The sequence below is a fragment of the Hyphomonas sp. genome (genome assembly GCF_017792385.1).
Taxonomy (GTDB): domain Bacteria; phylum Pseudomonadota; class Alphaproteobacteria; order Caulobacterales; family Hyphomonadaceae; genus Hyphomonas.
The window spans coordinates 3,621,035-3,638,415 of record NZ_CP051230.1; the positions used below are offsets into that span (position 1 = coordinate 3,621,035).

The window sequence follows — 17,381 nt, forward strand, 5'->3', positions numbered from 1 at the left end:
ATGCGCGAGCATGCCCCGCTGCGCGGTCACATTTCCTGCAGGTTTTCAGGGGTTTGGCAGAGCCGATCTGAAGAGAAATGGCGCGAGTGACGTGCCACATTCCATATTTTTTATCCATATTTTTCAATCACTTACGGGAAGTGTAATCGATTCTTGGTCCTCAGCTCGGTCTGATTTTGGTCCACAGTTTTGTAGACCGCTTGAGTTCGACGCCGCTCACCGGCACCGATAGCCATAGTTAACGCGGATTGTACTCCCTGCCAAATCAAGCTTGATCTATAGAACTAGATTTCACCGCTAACTACAATGCACAGAGCGCCGAAACTCAACACATCATACTAAAGTCAACACCTAGCGCTCGACCGATATCCGCATCATGCCCAGCAATCCTCCAAGAACGATATCGCCGCCCGGCAGGAGGTGAATGACAGAGTAAGCGCCATTGTAAATGTGGCTATCACCAAGGCGAAGCCGTGTAACGGCTTCACCCGTCTCCCAATCAAGACCTGTGACCTCCCATTTTCCGTCTACGAAACCATTGACATAGACCTGTTGGGCGCCGCCAGAAATCATGGGGACGGTTGATGGGCTCGATACAGTGGGATTTGCCCAGGCACGCACCCAGCGGTCAGCTTCAACGTCCCATTCAAACTTTTCAGCACCCGTCGGTCCTTTGCGTAGTCTACCAGACATGACAACATTCTCCAGCATTGTTGGCAATGGCGATGGCAATGTGTTGTTTACCACCAAGGCACCGTAGCCATATACCGCAACGGATTGCTCAGACTGGGCGCGCTCAAGGTCAGACTTTCCGAAACTAACCTGAATCTGGTCGGCAATTCGACGCGATTTGGTCCCTGGCTTCTGGACGAAATCCTCTGGAATATCGTCGCGCCAGAAGGCGACGACATTCATAATCAACTCTCCGTCCGTGATGACAACAAGTTTGTCTTCCTCGTCTCCGAAGCCCATAAGTGAGGGCGTAGAGCCTGATCCGTTGCCGAGACTCACGCCGCCAAGTTTGCCGGTGAAGGAATCGTATTCTGATGACCACGCGCCATACCCTCTAGAGTGAAGTGTTTCCCCGTCCCAAACCAGTTTATGGAGCCTCCTATTTGAGAGAACATAAATGCCACCACCCTCATCAATGGCGATCGAGTTCGTAACCTGCTCATCGTCAGCCAACTCATGAATGATCGGTGCCTGTTCAAAATTTCGGTCTACGATGACGACAACGCCGCCCATCGTCACCAGCGCCAGCATGCCATCATAAGTCAGATTCAATCCGAACACAGCATCAGGGTCTTCCAGTGTTGGATTGAAATATTCGCGCGGCAGCTGAAAGCGGCGCTTTTCCACCAGTGGTGACAGCGGATTGCCGGGTTCGGCATCACCATAAACGACGACATCGTTGTTGACGACAGTGTAGAAGTCACCATTGCGGTCGACGACATTATAGATTGCTGCTCTGGCGACGACCCGCTCAACATAACGTGGATAGTTCCGATTGAGATAGCCAAGCAGTTCAGCTTCTGAGGCCGTACTATCCATTTCGACGGCGATACGTTCAGCATCCTCGACAGACATGAAGGGTTGACCTTCCACAGGCAGAGCATTGATCAGTTGAAACTTGCCATCGCTAATCAGGATTTTGGAGATACGATTATTGTTGGCGGAGATGGCCACCTGCTCACCTGAAGGATAAGTTGGTAATTGCATAAGCGTGAGGTTCACCAACCCTGCCGGGACCCTTTGAATACCCTCATCATCAATCTCGTGAATACCGACCGGCCCAGCAAACGGAAGGGAATCCTGTTGAGCCGGATTAAAATGCGTGGTGGCAAGCTCGCTGTCCACCAGATTTGGGTTCATTGGAGGAAACTCCGGACCCGACGCATCAAAGACTGGGATAGTGGAGCATGCACCAAGCACGGCTACGATTGCGACTGCAGCAGCAGCGATATGAGGTTTCATTTGTTGTCTCCCAGAGTGACAGATTTGTACTGGTTTAGCGAATTGTCAGAATACTATTCAGCTTGAGACGTCGACTGTTGCTCGTCTTGAAACGCCATCCAGGCTCGAGAGAGGATGAAATCCTCAATATCATCGACTTCCTGTTGGCTTAGGCGGCCGGCGAAGTTGGGCATGCCAATCGCTTCGCCGGCCCCTTGAAGGAGGAAAGCATCAAAAGTGTCTATCCCGAGAGTCGCTGACTGCCTCAGATCGGGGAGCGTTCCGGACGAAATGGCCGCGCCGCCATGGCAGACACCGCAGAATCGACCGTAGAGGTCTGTGCCCCGTACAACCGCTTCAGCCGAATGCGGCTGTCGCGCTGGCTCAGGCGTTGCCTTCTGCGGAAGCGCGGCGACGTTTAGCTCGCCCTCTCCGCCAAGTTTGAAGGCAAGTACATGGCCTTCAACCGGGCCTCCTGTCTGCCCGACATAGAAGCCGGCGAGCAAATTGGCACCACTGCCCCAACCAGCTGATACAGCAACATACTGCTCGCCATTGACCTCATACGCCACAGGTCCACCGACCATTGCGACACCAACCGGATACGACCACAGTTCTTCGCCTGTTTTGGCGTTGTAAGCATTGAAAACGCCGCTCGTCGTGCCTTGGAATACCAGATCTCCAGACGTTGTCAGCGTACCTCCATTCCACATTCGCTCATGCTGAACACGCCAGACTTCTTTCTGAGCTACCGGATCCCAGGCAGCAAGATGTGCTTGGACAAGTTGGCGCAGAAGTGTGCGACGTGCTTCTTCTGTTTCCGGTAATGCGTCTGTCAGGCTGACACCGATATTGAATGCGTCTCGGTCAAAGCGGGCAATCTCGCCCTCGATCTGATCGGAATAGAGGAAAGGAACATCTTGTGCGGGAATATATACCAGCCCTGTTTCCGGATTGAATGACATGGGGTGCCAGTTGTGGGCACCAAATGGGCTGGGTTTGACGAGCGCAGGTCCACCAGACAGATAGCGCGCCTCGGGGTTTTCAACAGGACGCCCGGTCTCCATATCGATATGTGTGGCCCAGTTAATGGGAACAAATGGCTCTGCGGAAATAAGTTCGCCGCTTATTCGGTCGATGACATAAAAGAAGCCGTTTTTCGGCGCTTGCATCAGCACCTGACGAAGCTCTCCCTCGATCTCAAGATCAGCTAGAATGATATTCTGCGTAGCTGTGTAGTCCCAAGTTTCGCCCGGCGTCGTCTGATAGTGCCAGACATATTCTCCTGTGTCTGGACGTAACGCGACGATTGATGACAGGAACAGATTGTCGCCGCCGTCCGGGCTTCGTACTTTCTGATTCCAGGGCGAGCCGTTTCCAACGCCGATATAGAGGAGGTCCAGTTCAGGATCGAATGCCATGCTGTCCCAGACAGTCCCGCCACCGCCCAGCTTCCACCATTCGCCTGTCCAGGTCTCAGCAGCCATCTCGATGGCTTCGTTTTCGAATCCATTATCCGGATTTCCCGGCACAGTGTAGAACTTCCAGGCCTGTTCACCTGTTTCAGCATCATAGGCTGCAACAAATCCGCGAACGCCGAACTCACCACCGCCATTTCCGATGATGACCTTGCCTTTCACAATGCGAGGCGCCCCTGTGATCGTATAGGGTTCTTCGAGCGGTACAGTACGGGTCTCCCAGATCTGTTCGCCTGACTTTGAATCAAGAGCGATCAGACGACCATCCAGCGACCCGAATATGACCTTGTCGTTATAGACAGCCACGCCGCGATTGACGACATCGCAACAAGCATGTGCGCCCTTTGATCGGGGAACCTCCGGATCGTAGCGCCAAAGAATTTCTCCTGTGGCAGCATTAAGCGCCAGCACTTCGCTCCACGAACCCGTAGTGTACATGACACCATCAACAATGATCGGGGTTGCCTCTACGCCACGATAGCTGCCAAGCGGTGCCGCCCAGGCAAGATCCAGCTGGTCGATTGTTTCCAGATTAATGGCGTCAAGCGCGCTAAACCGCGTTTCTGAAAACGTGCCACCATGAGTAAGCCAGTTATGTGGTTCGCCTGCGGCATTGAGCAAACGTTCCTCATTGATCCCCTGGGAGGCTTGTGTGGAAGCGTCGCCAGAGTCGACCGCCCCTCCACAGGCAGCCAGAAGACCGATCGTAGCGCCCGTCAGAATGACTTTCAGCGCTGTAGCGGGCATTTTTTTGCCGTTCATTTTGTCCTCCCGGACACCCCAGTGGATGAGGTTCTGGATTTTTTCTCATACCAAGCAAGATTGCACTGGAACGGCGAAGTTTCTCAAGCCCCGCGCAACGCCAATGTTCCGTCATTTTGTGCCAGCGACAAAGCCTGGGACACCTACTTGCAACGGATCTAGTTGCGGGTTTTCAACTCCTTGAGCAGCTCTTGCTGGTGCTGACCATGCTCAGGTGCTGGACCGGGGATTGCCTGCACGTTCGATTGGAAACGCGGGGCCGGAACAGCCTGAACATAACCCTGGCTGTTTTCAAAGATTCCGCGCGCCAGATTATGAGGGTGCAAAGGTGCACTGATCGGACTTTCCACAAGGCCAAAGCATGCATCGGTCCCCTCTAGTAAGTCTTGCCAGTATGCAGATGGTTCGGTTGCGAAAAGAGCACGAAACTTCTCTGACTGCTTCGACCAGCTATCACGATCATACTGGTCTTCGAAGTCGGGATCGCCTGTAAGACCGAGGCGCTGTAGAAGTTCTGCGTAAAATTTCGGTTCTAGCGCGCCAAGCGTGATGTCACGCCCGTCTGCACAGCGATAGGAACTGTACCAAGGGGAATCATCCAGAAAGCCGCGCCCGCGCTCGGCTTGCATCATGCCGCTGGGCAGCAAATCGAAGATGAGGTTCATCATATGCGCCGACCCATCGACAATCGCTGCATCAATCACATCGCCCTCACCGGTGGCTCTGGCCTTTAGAATGCCCGCGAGAATGCCAATCGTCAGATAGTTCGCACCGCCGCCAATGTCCCCGACCAAGCCTGGTGGCGGCAGTGATCGCGTTCCAGTTGGGCTTGCAAACCAGGCAGCTGAACTGACGGATACATAATTGATATCATGTCCAGCCGCCTGGGCGAGCGGTCCCGCCTGCCCCCAGCCCGTCATGCGACCAAAGACAAGCTGTGGGTTCCGCCCCAGACAAACTTCCGGACCAAGGCCCAGGCGTTCCATCACTCCCGGCCGCATGCCCTCGATCAGGGCGTCCGCCGTCGCAATCAGATCCAGCGCGACCGCGCGGTCTTCAGAGTCTTTCAGGTCCAGAGCGATCGAGCGCTTGCCTCTTTTCAGAATGCCGACAGGCAAAGTCGATCCCGGATCGGAGCCCTTGGTCTTTCGCTCTATGAGAACGACATCCGCGCCCAGATCGGCCAGATGCATGCCACAAAAGGGCGCCGGCCCAATGCCCTCGATTTCGACAATCCGAATGCCCTGCAGAGGCCCTTTAGACACGGGACGTCACCTGAACGCCGAGACGCCCGTCAGGCTCCGCCCGATAAGGAGTTTCTGGATCTCAGTCGTTCCATCCGGAATGGGTGCGATCATCGCTTCGCGGGCGAGGCGCTCGACAATGAACTCCTTCGTGACGCCATTACCGCCGTGAATCTGTACTGCCTGGCGCGTTGCACTGACAGCGATTTCGGTACCGTACCATTTTGCCATTGCGCACTCCTTGTCGCAGCGCTGTCCGGCGTCAATCATGCCCGCTGCGCGCAAAGACAACAGGCGCGCTGCATCGATCTCTGTGGCCATTACAGCTAACTTTTCTGCAATGAGCTGGTGGCCGGCAATTGGTTTGCCATGCTGCGAACGGTCGATTGCATATTTTATTGACTCATCAAGCGCGCGCCGCGCCATGCCATAGCCCCACGACCCGACGTGAACTCGCGCGCGTTCGAACAGGGTGAGCGTGTTCTTCAGACCCGAGCCTATTTCACCGATAGTATTCTCGACCGGAACGCGCACATCATCGAGAAAAACCTGTGATGTTGATTGTCGATTGAGCGCGATCTTTGGAATACCGCGGACTTCATAAGGATGCTCATTGCGATCGAGCAGGATATGGGTCAGTTCGTTCTCGCCAGTTCGGCAGGTGCAGATGAAAAAATCTGAGTACTCACCATTGGTGATCCATGTTTTCTCACCAGAAATCACCCAATGGTCACCATCTCGCACAGCCCTGGTTTTCGCCGCCGCGACATCCGAACCGACATCCGGCTCGGAAATGCCGACAGACGCAAAAAGTTCCCCCGCCAACAATCTAGGCAGGTAACGTGTCTTGATGTGCTCCGGCGCGAGTTTGACCAGCATCGACGCTGCGCTGCCATTAACAAGTGCGGCTATCGCCAAGTCTCCCGAACTATAGGCAAGCTCTTCAATTAGTTGAACGTGCAGCTTCCAGGACAACCCCAGCCCGCCGGCAGATTCCGGCTGTGGGGCGTTGACGAGACCAAATTCTGCCAGCTTTTGCGTCCAGCTTTGCATTTTGTCCTTTGGAACGAAGTCTTCCCCATGCGCAGCCAGTTCCGGCTCCAGCTGCTCATCAAGATAGCGACGCAGGCTTTCGATTGCGGCGAGCTCAGCCTTGTCAAAGAAAATATCTAATCCCCCAATCATGCATTTGCCCTCTTGAAAATGTTGACCACAGCAACACCCTCCTCAATGCCAATTAGGCCGCCGCTGTTTTCGTGGATAGCGTGTCGGGCACCATCAACCTGGCGCTTTCCAGCTTCGCCGCGTAATTGGGTGACAAGCTCATGAATTTGCCCCAGCCCGGTTGCGCCGATGGGGTGGCCTTTGGACTCCAGCCCGCCAGACGGATTGATCGGGATTGAGCCGCCAATCGTGAAGTCCCCGCGTTCCGCTGCCGGGCCTGCTTCACCGATCGGAACTAACATCAAGTTCTCGGCGTGCATCAACTCACCAATCGCGGTTGCATCGTGCACCTCGGCAACGTCCATGTCTTCTGGTGAAAGGCAGGCCATTTCATACGCCCTCTCAGCGGCAATTCGCGCAACATGGCGTTCCGGTGCATCGGCGCTGCGCGCGGGGTTTCCACTTGCAACGGCGCTGGCCATAACCTGGACGGCTCGTGACGTAGTGGCACCAATCTTCCTCAAGCCTTCCTCATTGCAAAGGATGACCGCTGCAGCACCATCCGAGATCGGTGAGCACATTGGCAGCGTCAAAGGGTAAGTGATGGGAGGTGCTGAAAGAATTTCATCAATCGTGTAAGGCTGACGGTATTGCGAATACTCATTGTGCTCTGAATGCTGATGATTTTTCGCGGCTATCGCAGCAATCTGGCGCTGAGTCGTGCCATAGCGCTTCATATGGTTCCGGCCGAACGCTGCGTAGATTTTCATGAATACGCTATAAGGGCGTTCAGATTCCGATCCCTCCGGTTCGGCAACACCTTCGCCCAACTGGAGAAGCCTTTTGGCATTCTCCTCAGGTGTCTCAACATCCCAACCGCCATCGAACACAGCGAACATCCTCGCCTTGTCAGGCACGTTCATTTTCTCGACACCCGCCGCCAGGACAACGTCCTGCATACCAGCCTTAAGCGCCTGAACAGCAAGGTGAAAGGAGGATGAACTGGACGCACAGGCGTTTTCAATATTGAATGCGGGAATACCTGTCAGCCCGATCTTGCTGAGCGCAACCTGGCCAGGAACAAAGGTTTGTCCCTGCAAGAACCCTTGGGTCGCACTGGAATGGTAAACTGCCTCCACGGCGGCCTTGGTGCAGCCTGCATCATCCGCCGCACGCAAAATGGCGGTGTCCAGCAATTCAGAAATACTTGCTTCCAGATGCCGCCCGAAATGCGTCATGCCGACGCCTACAATATAAATCTTACTATCCGACAAGACTCTCTCCCCATCTACAGATGGCAGCTACTGGCCTGAATATTTCGGTGTTCGTTTCTCACTGAAGGCTGAAAGCCCTTCGAGGAAGTCAGCGGATTTTGCATGCGCTTCGAGATGGCGCATTTCCAACGCGATGGCTTCGCGCGCGGACAAGTGTGCGCTTCCGGCAACCATCTCCTTCATACGCTGAAGTACAAGCGGGCTTTTCTCCGCCAGCTTTGCAGCAAGCGCCTCTGCAACCGATGACAAGTCGTCATCCTCAACAACTTGGCTTACAAATCCGGCTTCACGAAACGCTTCCGCCGACCAATGATCGCCGGAGAATAGGAGATAATTCGCTTTCTTTTCGCCAACATACCTCGGCAAGAGAGATCCCCCGCCGCCCGGCAGAACACCAAAATTGGAATGGGCGTCGCCCAGCCGCGCACTGCGCGCCGCCATCACGACATCGCAGGTCATGGCTAGCTCCAGTCCGCCGGCCAAAGTCAATCCATTGAGCGCTGCAATTGTCGGCTTCGGCAAAGCACGAATAGCCAAAAACACGTTCTGAATGTCGCGAAGGAAGCCAAGAAACCCGGTATTGTCACCAGCCTGAACTTCCCCCAAAACGCCCTTCAGGTCAGCACCGCAGCAAAAGGCGCGCCCGCTCCCAGTGATAGTCAGCACTCGAATCTCATCGCGCTCGGCAACATCTTTCACACATTGCGCAAGTTCATTCACCATTAGAGCGGACAGTGCATTCATGCTGCTCGGACGCGTCAGGGTAATTCGTGCACACGAATCTTCCGCCTCAAATTTCAGGGTTTCAAACGACAATTGTCCAATTCCAAGCATTGGGCCGCGTTCGCTCCAAAACTTGGCCCGTTCCAGATGAGGCTTCACTTTATCGGGCCAGAAAACTTATTGAACATCAGACGCATGTCACCGTGCGCCAAAGCGTCGTCAGTCGAGCCGCCCAAGGCAATGCAGAGCTCTAGCGATGTCAGCTATCGTCCAGCTGGCGCTCATTCTCGAGGAATTCCTGCGGGGACTGCCCCGTTAACCGGCGAAACGCACGGGAGAAATTGCTGGGGTCCTTGTATCCCAACAGATACGATATCTCCTTGATGGACCGACGACCTGTCCGCAAATAGCCGATAGCGAGATGCTGGCGAACATCGTCGAGCACGGTGTTGAAGGTTGTGCCCTCATCCTGCAATTGGCGCTGAAGACTTCGGTTACTTGTATTTAGCTCTCTTGAAACCGACTCCAGGGAGACAGCTCCATCCGGTAGCATTTCGACAATCGCCGCCCGGATCCGCGGAATAATTTGTTGTTCATCGAACCGGGCAATGTATTCCATCGCAATCTGGTCATTCCTTCGAACAATGTCGGAATTCGCGCCGCGCAGCACGCGCGTATAGTCCTTCTCGGCCACATGCAGCTCTAGACTGTCGTGACCATATTCGATCGGACAACAGAAAAAGGCATCAAATTCATCCATCGCGACCTTACCAGGTTTCGGACGACGCATTCTTACCAAAACAGGAGAATAGTCCGCTCGGTAAACCATTCTGACGAAGCGAAGCACCGTCGCCAAAAAAACATCCTGGCGGACCGGCGGCACGTCTTCCTTGAGTTCAATGGAATGAATGAGGCACCCCTTCCTGATTTCAGACCTTGTCTCAGCAGAATGAGAAATTAGCCTGAAAAAACGATCAAACCGGTGGAAGAATGTTTCCAGCGTTCGGCTTGAGAACAATGAATACCCAAGCGCATGCATTGAGCCGGGCGTATTTCGCTCGGCCAGCTTCAGCCCGATCGTCTCATCACCTGTCGCCTCTACGATGAGCTCAATGAAGCGACTGAATCGTCTAGACCGCACCCTGGCATTCGGGTCCTGGAGAATATCAGGATCAACTTCCGCACGCCGCAGTAGATCTGGTACATCAATGGAAAAGTCAAATTCGTCCAATATGGCCACAATCTGTATGAGCCAGGATGCAATGACTGACCGCGTCTCACTCAATTCTGGTTGCGCCTTACCTGATGATGTGTGGTTCAAATATCGATTGTCCTGTACGACCGTCTTCGATGACAAGCTTTATCGGTTCATGACGGTTTGTCCAATTTTTGAACAGGATTGTACACGCTTCAGCCAATACTGCGGACCTGGCCGCCCCAGTATTTCTTACGTACATCCTTTCGCAACACCTTACCAACGACGCTCAGAGGCAGTTCCTCCACGAACAACACGGATTTTGGTGTTTTGAAAGATCCGATCTGCTCTTTTACATAGGCAATCAGGTCAGATTCGGCCACCTCAACAGAGTCGTTAAGGATGACTTCCGCATGTACAGCCTCGCCCCATTCTTCGTGGGGAACACCGACAACCGCTGACATCAAAACGCCAGGATGGGAGTTGACTGCGGCCTCAACCTCAGTCGCATAGACATTGAAACCACCCGTGATGATCATGTCCTTCTTCCGATCAACCAGGTAGCAATATCCGTTTTCGTCCGTATATCCGATATCCCCTGACTTCCAGTATCCGTTGACGAATTCCTCCTTCGTCTTCTCTGGATTGCCTTCATAGCCAAGACAGGTTGAGCGCGATCGCAAATAGAACTCGCCGAGTTCGCCTACAGGAACTGGATTACCGTCATCATCGCAAACCGACAGTTCGATCCCGGTTGAGCGTCGACCCGCGGACGCGAGTCGGCCTTCAGTCTCGGCGTCCACGATATGATCTTTCTTGCTCAGGCAGAGGGTTGCCGCCAGATGTTCCGTGGAGCCGTACACTTGTGTGAATATTGAACCGAATCGCTCAACCAGGAGCTTGGCCTTGGCCGGGCTCATGGGGGCCGCGCCATACAACACCGTGCGCAATGAGGATAGGTCATACTCTCGTGCTTCGGGCATTTCCAAAAGGCGGTACGCCAGAGTCGGTACGATGAAGGCGTGAGAAATCTTCTCTTGCTGGATATAGCGGCACCAGTTCTCCAGACTGGGCTCGTTCATTGTGACCGTGCAACCACCGCTGAACAGAACCGGCAAAAGCATCATACCGCTGCCATGGCTAATGGGAGCTATATGCAGCATGCGGCAGCCATCGAAGAAATCCGGGTCTGGAAGTGTCAGGAAACTATCGCGGCACCCCAGAATGTTGTCGATTGAATACTTCGCGCACTTGCTGTCACCAGTCGTGCCTCCTGTAAAGCGCATGAGCACGACGTGCGTTCGATCATCGATTTCAATATCTGTGTTCTCTGTCGACGCGTTCGCCAAAAGATCGGGAAGGGCCAACACGCCTGAATATGGCTTGACCAGAGCATCCATCACAACAATCTGAATGCCGCGTTCGGTAAGCGGGCCAGCATGGGAGGCTAGGAGGTCATTCTCGATGAACGCGACTTTGGGCTTGACGATGTCGATCTGGCCAAGATGCGTTTCCAGGCTGTCGAGGTAGTTGGCATGACAACATGTTGCATAAGCTTTTGCAGCTGACCCCCAATGGAACAGGGAGAGATTGTCATTTTGCAGCATACAGACATATCGGTCGCCCGCGCCGAGATTCAGGTTTCCATTGAGAATATGTGCAATCTGATTGGTTATGATGTGATAGTCACGAAAACTCAGCCGGCGGCCACGCTCAAGATTCACAATCGCCTCACGATCTCCGAAGGATTCCGCGAGCCCTTGCATGACACGGCTGTAATTTACCCGCCCGCCTTCTGTCGAAACCAATGCTGCAGCAGAACTTGGAGCGACGTCAACAGGCATCAGTTCACGGTCATTGCGCTTTTTTGAGAAAATTCCGAACACAGAGACTGTCCTCCCTTTTGTCTACACCACCCTAAGATTGCTGCGTACAGGATCGATTTAAAGCAGCTTTTTAAATAGATTCAGCAACCAGCCCGTCTTCGAAGAATAGGGAGGCAGCAATTGGCTAAGCACACTGATCTTCGATTGTGAGAACACCGGCTTCAAATGACTGAACCGCTCGAAACTTCCCGGCCCCAAATAGGATCCGATCCCGCTTTGCCCGATGCCGCCAAATGGAAGACGGCGCTGGAAGACGTGCATCACCGTGCCGTTCAGGGTCACGCCGCCAGCATGGGTTTCGCCAAGGATTTTTCGTCGACCTGCACTGTCTTTACCGAAATAGTAAAGTGCCAGTGGCCGCTCGCCAGCATTGATGTACTCGATTACTTCGTCTTCCGTACGATAGGTCAGGATCGGCAGAATCGGCCCGAAAATCTCTTCCTGCATCAGCCCCATATCGCTTGCAACATTGGTCACAGCCAGCGGGGCTATTCGATGAGCAGCCTCGAACATGCCATCGCCACTGCCTGCGAGATTGGTCACTCCGGCACCTTTTGCGCGGGCGTCTTCAACCAGTCCCCGCAAACGGTCAAACTGCCGGTGATTTATAATGCTTGTATAGTCCTGATTGGCTTCGATCTCGCCAAAACACTTGTGCACCTGCCTGGCGAGCGCTGACACAAAGTCTTCTACACTCCCTTCTGGAACGAATGCGTAGTCGACACCGATGCACGTTTGTCCTGCGTTGAGGAGCTTGCCGAAAACAAGGCTCTGCGCGACTTCTGGAAAATGAGCACTTTTATCAATGATAATGGGGCACTTGCCGCCAAGCTCAAGCGTCACTGGTGTCAAATTGGCTGCGGCCGACTGGGCGACTTTTTTACCTGTATTGGGCGAACCGGTGAAGAGAATATGATCGAATGGAAGAGACGTCATCTGCTGCGCGACATCCGGGCCGCCGATTACCACTGCCATCTCTTCTTCTGAAAAATACTTGCGAACAAGACGCTGCGAAATTTCAGCTGAATGAGCCGAAATTTCACTTGGCTTGGCAATAATCCGGTTGCCAGCCGCCAACGCACCCGCCGCACCGGCGAATACTGTGCCATAGGGATAGTTCCAGGTTCCGAGAATGCCGACGACACCAAGGGGTTGCGGAATTAGCCGCGAAGATCCCGGCAATCCAAACGTGTCAGTTTTGACACTGCGCGGCTTCATCCAGTGTTTTAAATGGCGCCGTGCAAATTTCACATCCGACAGAACCAGCATGATGTCTGTCAGGATGGTTTCATACCGGCTGCGTATTCCGAAATCAGCCGTAACCGCGTTAATGAGTTCGTCTTCATGCGTCTCGAACATTTTCCCAAGACGAGCCAGCAGGTCCATCCGGGTTTCATAGCTGCAGGACACCTGCTCTCGCGTGAGGGAACGCTGCAGGGTGAATATCCTCTCAAGCTCGGTGATGCCGGTTTCAATCCCCACTATCTCGCCCTCAAACGTGTTGCCGCATCGAGGCGAATTGTTTCACCATTCAAGTATCCATTCTCGACGATGAACTGGCATGCGTGTGCAAATTCCATGGGGTCTCCGGCGCGGCGTGGCGCCTCGACAGTGTCGACCAGTGAAACGACCACCTTCTCACCCAGACTCTTCACCATCTGTGTCAAAAACAGCCCCGGTGCGATCGCGTTGACACGGACGCCGACGGCTCCGAGTTCCCGCGCCGCCGGCATGTTCATACCGATCACACCCGCCTTGGACGCTGAATAGCCGGCCTGACCTATTTGCCCTTCATAGGCGGCACCGGATGACACATTGATAACGACTCCCCGCTCGCCCAGATCGTCTGGTGCGTTCCTCGCCATGACGGCGACGCATTTACTCATGACGTTGAACGTGCCGACGAGGTTGACCATGATCACCTTGGTGAACTTGTCGAGCTGACAAGGGTTGCCGTCCCGGTCGAGAATTTTGGTCGGTGCCGGAATGCCTGCCGCGTTGACAGCAATCTGAATGGCCCCGAATTTCTCGACGGTATTTGTCACCGCATCCGCAACCGATTGATCATCGGTCACATCGACCTTGAAGAACTGGCAGACCTTGTTTCCAAGTTCGCCACAGAGCGCGTTTCCTGCGACTTCGCTCAGATCGAAGAGCGCGACGCGTGCGCCCTGCTCAACAAAACTGCGCGCCGCAGCAGCGCCTAGTCCAGAGGCACCACCTGTAACCACAGCGACTTTTCCATCGAGTTTCATGTTCGCAAGCTCCTGACCTGCTATTGTCAGCTTTCAACTGCTCAAGTCTGGAGCAGCCTCCCTTCGATGGAAAGGAGGCTGCTACAAGACGATCAGAAATTTATACGGCCTTCGGCACCAATCACGCGCGGCTCTTCGATCCAGCCAACATACACGCCCGGGCTGAGTGGCGCGTCGACCGAGGCGGTATAGGTGGCTTCATCGGTTAGGTTGCGACCGAATACACGGAATTCGTAGCGGCCAAACTCCACCCCGACATGAGCATCGAATTTCGTATATCCTTCCTGAAACGCGTTCGGGTCGAGGTCGCCATCCAGGAACATCTCGTCCTTGAAGTTGGCTCCAATCCGGGCATTCAGATCGAAATTCTCGAAACTGCGATTGAAGGCGAGATAGACGTTACCACTGAACTCGGGCGCAAAGGCCCCGCGTTCGCCGGCAAGGTCCTTGGTACCCACACCTGCAGAATCCGGGCATGTGCCCAAGCCCGTTTCGATCACTGAACACCCTGCCCCTGGGAAGGACTGGAATTCGTGATCGAGATAGGCGAACGCACCGCCAATCTCGATTTCGTCGCTGAGAAGGAACTGGCCATCAAGTTCCAGCCCCTGCACTTGAAGTTCAGCCGCGTTCCCAACCACGAAGCTTGTCCCACTCCACGAGGTTACCTGCAGGTCTTCTAACTCGCTTCGGAAAATGATTGCCCCGATGCGAGCACGGTCACCCATGAACTGGTGCTTGATACCAGCTTCCCAAGCCGTGACTTTCTCATCCTCAAATTCATGACCCGGACGCGGGCTCCCATCCGGTTCCGCCGTGTCAGGACTGAAATTGTAACCACCAGATTTATAGCCAGTGGAATAGGAAATATAGGCCGACCCGTTGTCAGCATACTGCCAGCGCAGTTTTACAGATGGATCAAGATGATCTTCTGTTCGCGTATCGTTGAGGTCAGCAGCAAAGCGGTTGAGCAATGCGGCAAAAGTCGCTGCAGAGTTCAATCCATCTGCACCCCCAACAGTAGCGGCGGCGGTTAGATATTCGGTTAGATCGGCAGACCCGATCGTGTCTGCGGGTGTGACAAGGCCAACGAAGTCTCGGGGTGTGCCGGCTCCAACAACAACACTCTTATCGATGCTCTTCTCATCTTCGGAGTAACGCAAACCTAGTTCAAGTGTGACGCTGTCGGTCAGGTCAATGCCAAGCTCGCCAAAAAGCGCAATCGTTTCGGCTTGTTGATCGAAGAAAGTGCGTTGAGCAACGTTAACAATACCGCCGGGCAAAATCGATGTTGGCAAAACGCCAAATGTGCCATTGAACGCCGTTGTCTCTTCAATATAAGCATCCTGGTTTTCATAATACAGCCCGCCCAAGAAATTTATGCGCCCATCCCAGTCTGTGGCAATGCGAAGTTCCTGGCTAAACATGTCCAGTTCTTCTTCATCAAGATTTTGAATGAAGCTGACAGGCAGAAAATCCACATCGTGATGTTGAGCGAAATCGAAAGAGGAGTAGCCAGTAATCGAAGTGAGGGTAAAGTTATCGAACTCCCATTCTGCCTTCACAGATCCGCTCAATGATTCGGTTGTCTCCGTGTCGGAGATTGGAGGATCGCCGACACGGAATGCGGGATTGCCGCTGAAGCTGACATAAGCGGTATCGCCAGTAGAAACTCCAAAGTCTGGATGAAGCATTTGTGAGAGCGCTATCGTGCTAGGCGTCGGCAGGCGATCATCAATCGCATTAATGGTAAGCTCCTTACCGACCCCGTCCATTTCAAGATAGCTCAGTTTCGTCTCAACGTTTAAACTCTCCGTTGGTTGCCAGGCGAGCGTCGCCCGGGCGAACATGTCTTCGCGCTCGGCTTCGTCGCGATCAAAGACACGGTTCTCAACATATCCGTCAGTTGTCGTATAACGAATTGCCAACCGGCCTGCCAAATTATCCGCCAAGCCCGCGGAAAAGACGCCCGAGTAGCTTTGCGTATTGAATTCTGGTTCCCAGGTGACACCGACCCAACCATTGAGTTCCTCTCCGACTTCTGGCGAGGCCGTTTCAAGCTTGATCGCGCCAGCAACCGTGTTCTTACCGAATAGAACGCCTTGGGGCCCACGCAGAACCTCGACTTGCTGCAGGTCGAACTGGGACTGTGAGAATTGGCGGCTGCGCGGCTGATAAACGCCATCCACATAAAGGCCAACCGATTGCTCGAATCCCTTGTTGATACCAGATCCGACACCTCGGATAAAGATGTTCGAGGTTTGCGCTCCCCGACCGACCTGCAGGCCCGGCACGCGCGCGGAAATCTGCTCAAGGTTCGTGACCCCTTGCGCTTCCAGCTCTGCTCCGGAAACGGCGGTCACGGCCACCGGCGCATTGATCAGCGTCTCGTCCCGTTTACGTGCCGTAACAGTCACTGTTGTCAGTCTTGCTTCCCGCTCCGCTTCTGTTTCGGCAGGGACATCTGCCACTTGCCCATAGGCCGGCGTGGCAAGGGCAATGGCGATCGGCAAAATTGCTGCGCCGCTCAAATTGAGTCTAAACTTCTGGTTCATATATATCCTCCCAAGAGCCCTTTTGTGCTCCGTGTTTCCGTTCCCGCTATGATGCACAAGGACGCGAAAGTAGATTATGAACTCTGGTGAAAGATGGCTCTGTTAGAGTCATACCAGTTCACGCCAACAGATCGTCATTCCGCGATACGAGAGGGCCTTATCCTGCTCAAATCCTTCCATGCCCGACATCCGCGATCGTCCGACCAGATGACCTAGCCCCCTGAACAGCCTAGTTCTATAACTAAAACATGGCTGCAGTTCAGGGGGCTAGGTCACTCGGATATGGCGATATCACCCCTCAAGGGCATTACCCTCAAGCCGCCGCCGCGTTCGAGGCGGTCATTGGTGTTCTGTATACGGTAATATTGTTGTCTCGGTTGGTGGGCATGTACGGAACTCGCACCGCAACGAAACCATCGAGCCAGCGCCTGCTCGTGTGAAATGTATCCATACTTCCGAATCAAGACTTCTGAACCGAGAATTATGATGGGTCCATTTCTCCCGTCTAGGCGGCCGGCTCAGGCGCGGCAGACATTTTGCTGCTCACCTGCTCATTGAAATACTCCAATCGCCTCTGCCCCAGCGCATGCGCGATATCACGCTCCCCCTCAGGAATAGGTTCGGTCCGCGTAAGCCAATAGTACACAAAGTGCGACAGCGTGGCGTAAGTGTAGGCCAGGTCCTTTTCCATATCCGCCTGATGCTGATCGAAGGCGTCCATGCGGGCGAGCAAACGCTCTTCCAGCACTGAACGCGCTTCTGGATCGAACCATGCTCTCAGTGCGTCTTCAACGATCGCCGTTTTTGTCACCCCTGGCTTGTCAGCTGCCTCACACAGTTGCGCATAGAGCTTTGTCGAAATCCGTATGTTGACGCGCGGCTTTCCCATCCA

13 protein-coding genes are annotated in these 17,381 nt (G+C 54.1%); 1 reads left to right on the forward strand and 12 read right to left on the reverse strand.

The window, feature by feature from the left end; genetic code table 11:
* Positions 1-351: 351 nt before the first annotated feature.
* The 11 genes from HF955_RS17490 to HF955_RS17540 form a co-directional block, all read right to left on the reverse strand.
* A complete protein-coding gene (locus tag HF955_RS17490; protein ID WP_139068737.1) occupies positions 352-1,974 on the reverse strand; it encodes a hypothetical protein in 1,623 nt (540 codons plus the stop codon).
* Positions 1,975-2,027: 53 nt separating this feature from the next.
* On the reverse strand, positions 2,028-4,193 hold the full coding sequence (locus HF955_RS17495) for a PQQ-dependent dehydrogenase, methanol/ethanol family (RefSeq protein WP_233350862.1): 2,166 nt from the start codon (positions 4,191-4,193) through the stop codon (positions 2,028-2,030).
* Positions 4,194-4,351: 158 nt separating this feature from the next.
* Positions 4,352-5,458: a CaiB/BaiF CoA-transferase family protein gene (locus HF955_RS17500; protein ID WP_035551462.1), complete on the reverse strand. Its 1,107-nt coding sequence runs from the start codon at positions 5,456-5,458 to the stop codon at positions 4,352-4,354.
* A gap of 6 nt (positions 5,459-5,464) precedes the next feature.
* The gene (locus HF955_RS17505) at positions 5,465-6,622 is read right to left on the reverse strand and encodes an acyl-CoA dehydrogenase family protein (protein ID WP_051599724.1); all 1,158 of its coding nucleotides are present in this window, start codon (positions 6,620-6,622) and stop codon (positions 5,465-5,467) included.
* Positions 6,619-7,875 (reverse strand): thiolase family protein, encoded by a 1,257-nt coding sequence (locus HF955_RS17510; RefSeq protein WP_233348651.1) that lies wholly within the window; start codon positions 7,873-7,875, stop codon positions 6,619-6,621. Before HF955_RS17510 ends, HF955_RS17505 begins: the two co-directional genes overlap by 4 nt.
* Positions 7,876-7,902: 27 nt before the next feature.
* The gene (locus tag HF955_RS17515; protein ID WP_083180593.1) at positions 7,903-8,709 is read right to left on the reverse strand and encodes an enoyl-CoA hydratase/isomerase family protein; all 807 of its coding nucleotides are present in this window, start codon (positions 8,707-8,709) and stop codon (positions 7,903-7,905) included.
* A 148-nt stretch (positions 8,710-8,857) separates the two neighbouring features.
* On the reverse strand, positions 8,858-9,919 hold the full coding sequence (locus tag HF955_RS17520) for an AraC family transcriptional regulator (protein WP_175354394.1): 1,062 nt from the start codon (positions 9,917-9,919) through the stop codon (positions 8,858-8,860).
* An 89-nt stretch (positions 9,920-10,008) separates the two neighbouring features.
* Positions 10,009-11,679 carry a class I adenylate-forming enzyme family protein gene (locus HF955_RS17525; protein ID WP_197020228.1) on the reverse strand — a complete coding sequence of 557 codons (1,671 nt, stop codon included), beginning with the start codon at positions 11,677-11,679 and terminating at the stop codon, positions 10,009-10,011.
* Positions 11,680-11,736: 57 nt separating this feature from the next.
* Positions 11,737-13,161, reverse strand: coding sequence for an aldehyde dehydrogenase family protein (locus tag HF955_RS17530; RefSeq protein ID WP_233348649.1), 1,425 nt, complete (start codon positions 13,159-13,161; stop codon positions 11,737-11,739).
* Positions 13,161-13,934 (reverse strand): SDR family NAD(P)-dependent oxidoreductase, encoded by a 774-nt coding sequence (locus HF955_RS17535; RefSeq protein ID WP_034763796.1) that lies wholly within the window; start codon positions 13,932-13,934, stop codon positions 13,161-13,163. The genes HF955_RS17530 and HF955_RS17535 overlap by 1 nt, the downstream gene beginning before the upstream one ends.
* 92 nt (positions 13,935-14,026) lie before the next feature.
* On the reverse strand, positions 14,027-16,489 hold the full coding sequence (locus tag HF955_RS17540) for a TonB-dependent receptor (protein ID WP_291076905.1): 2,463 nt from the start codon (positions 16,487-16,489) through the stop codon (positions 14,027-14,029).
* Between the two features lie 248 nt (positions 16,490-16,737).
* On the opposite strand from HF955_RS17540, the gene HF955_RS18495 reads away from it, so the two are divergent.
* Entirely contained in the window at positions 16,738-16,929 is a 192-nt protein-coding gene (locus HF955_RS18495; RefSeq protein WP_081806120.1) for an ion channel, read from the forward strand.
* 65 nt (positions 16,930-16,994) lie between these two features.
* Here the strand turns inward: HF955_RS18495 and HF955_RS17545 are convergent, their stop codons facing one another.
* Complete coding sequence (locus tag HF955_RS17545; RefSeq protein WP_035551450.1) at positions 16,995-17,378, reverse strand: hypothetical protein; 384 nt, start codon at positions 17,376-17,378, stop codon at positions 16,995-16,997.
* Positions 17,379-17,381 lie beyond the last annotated feature (3 nt).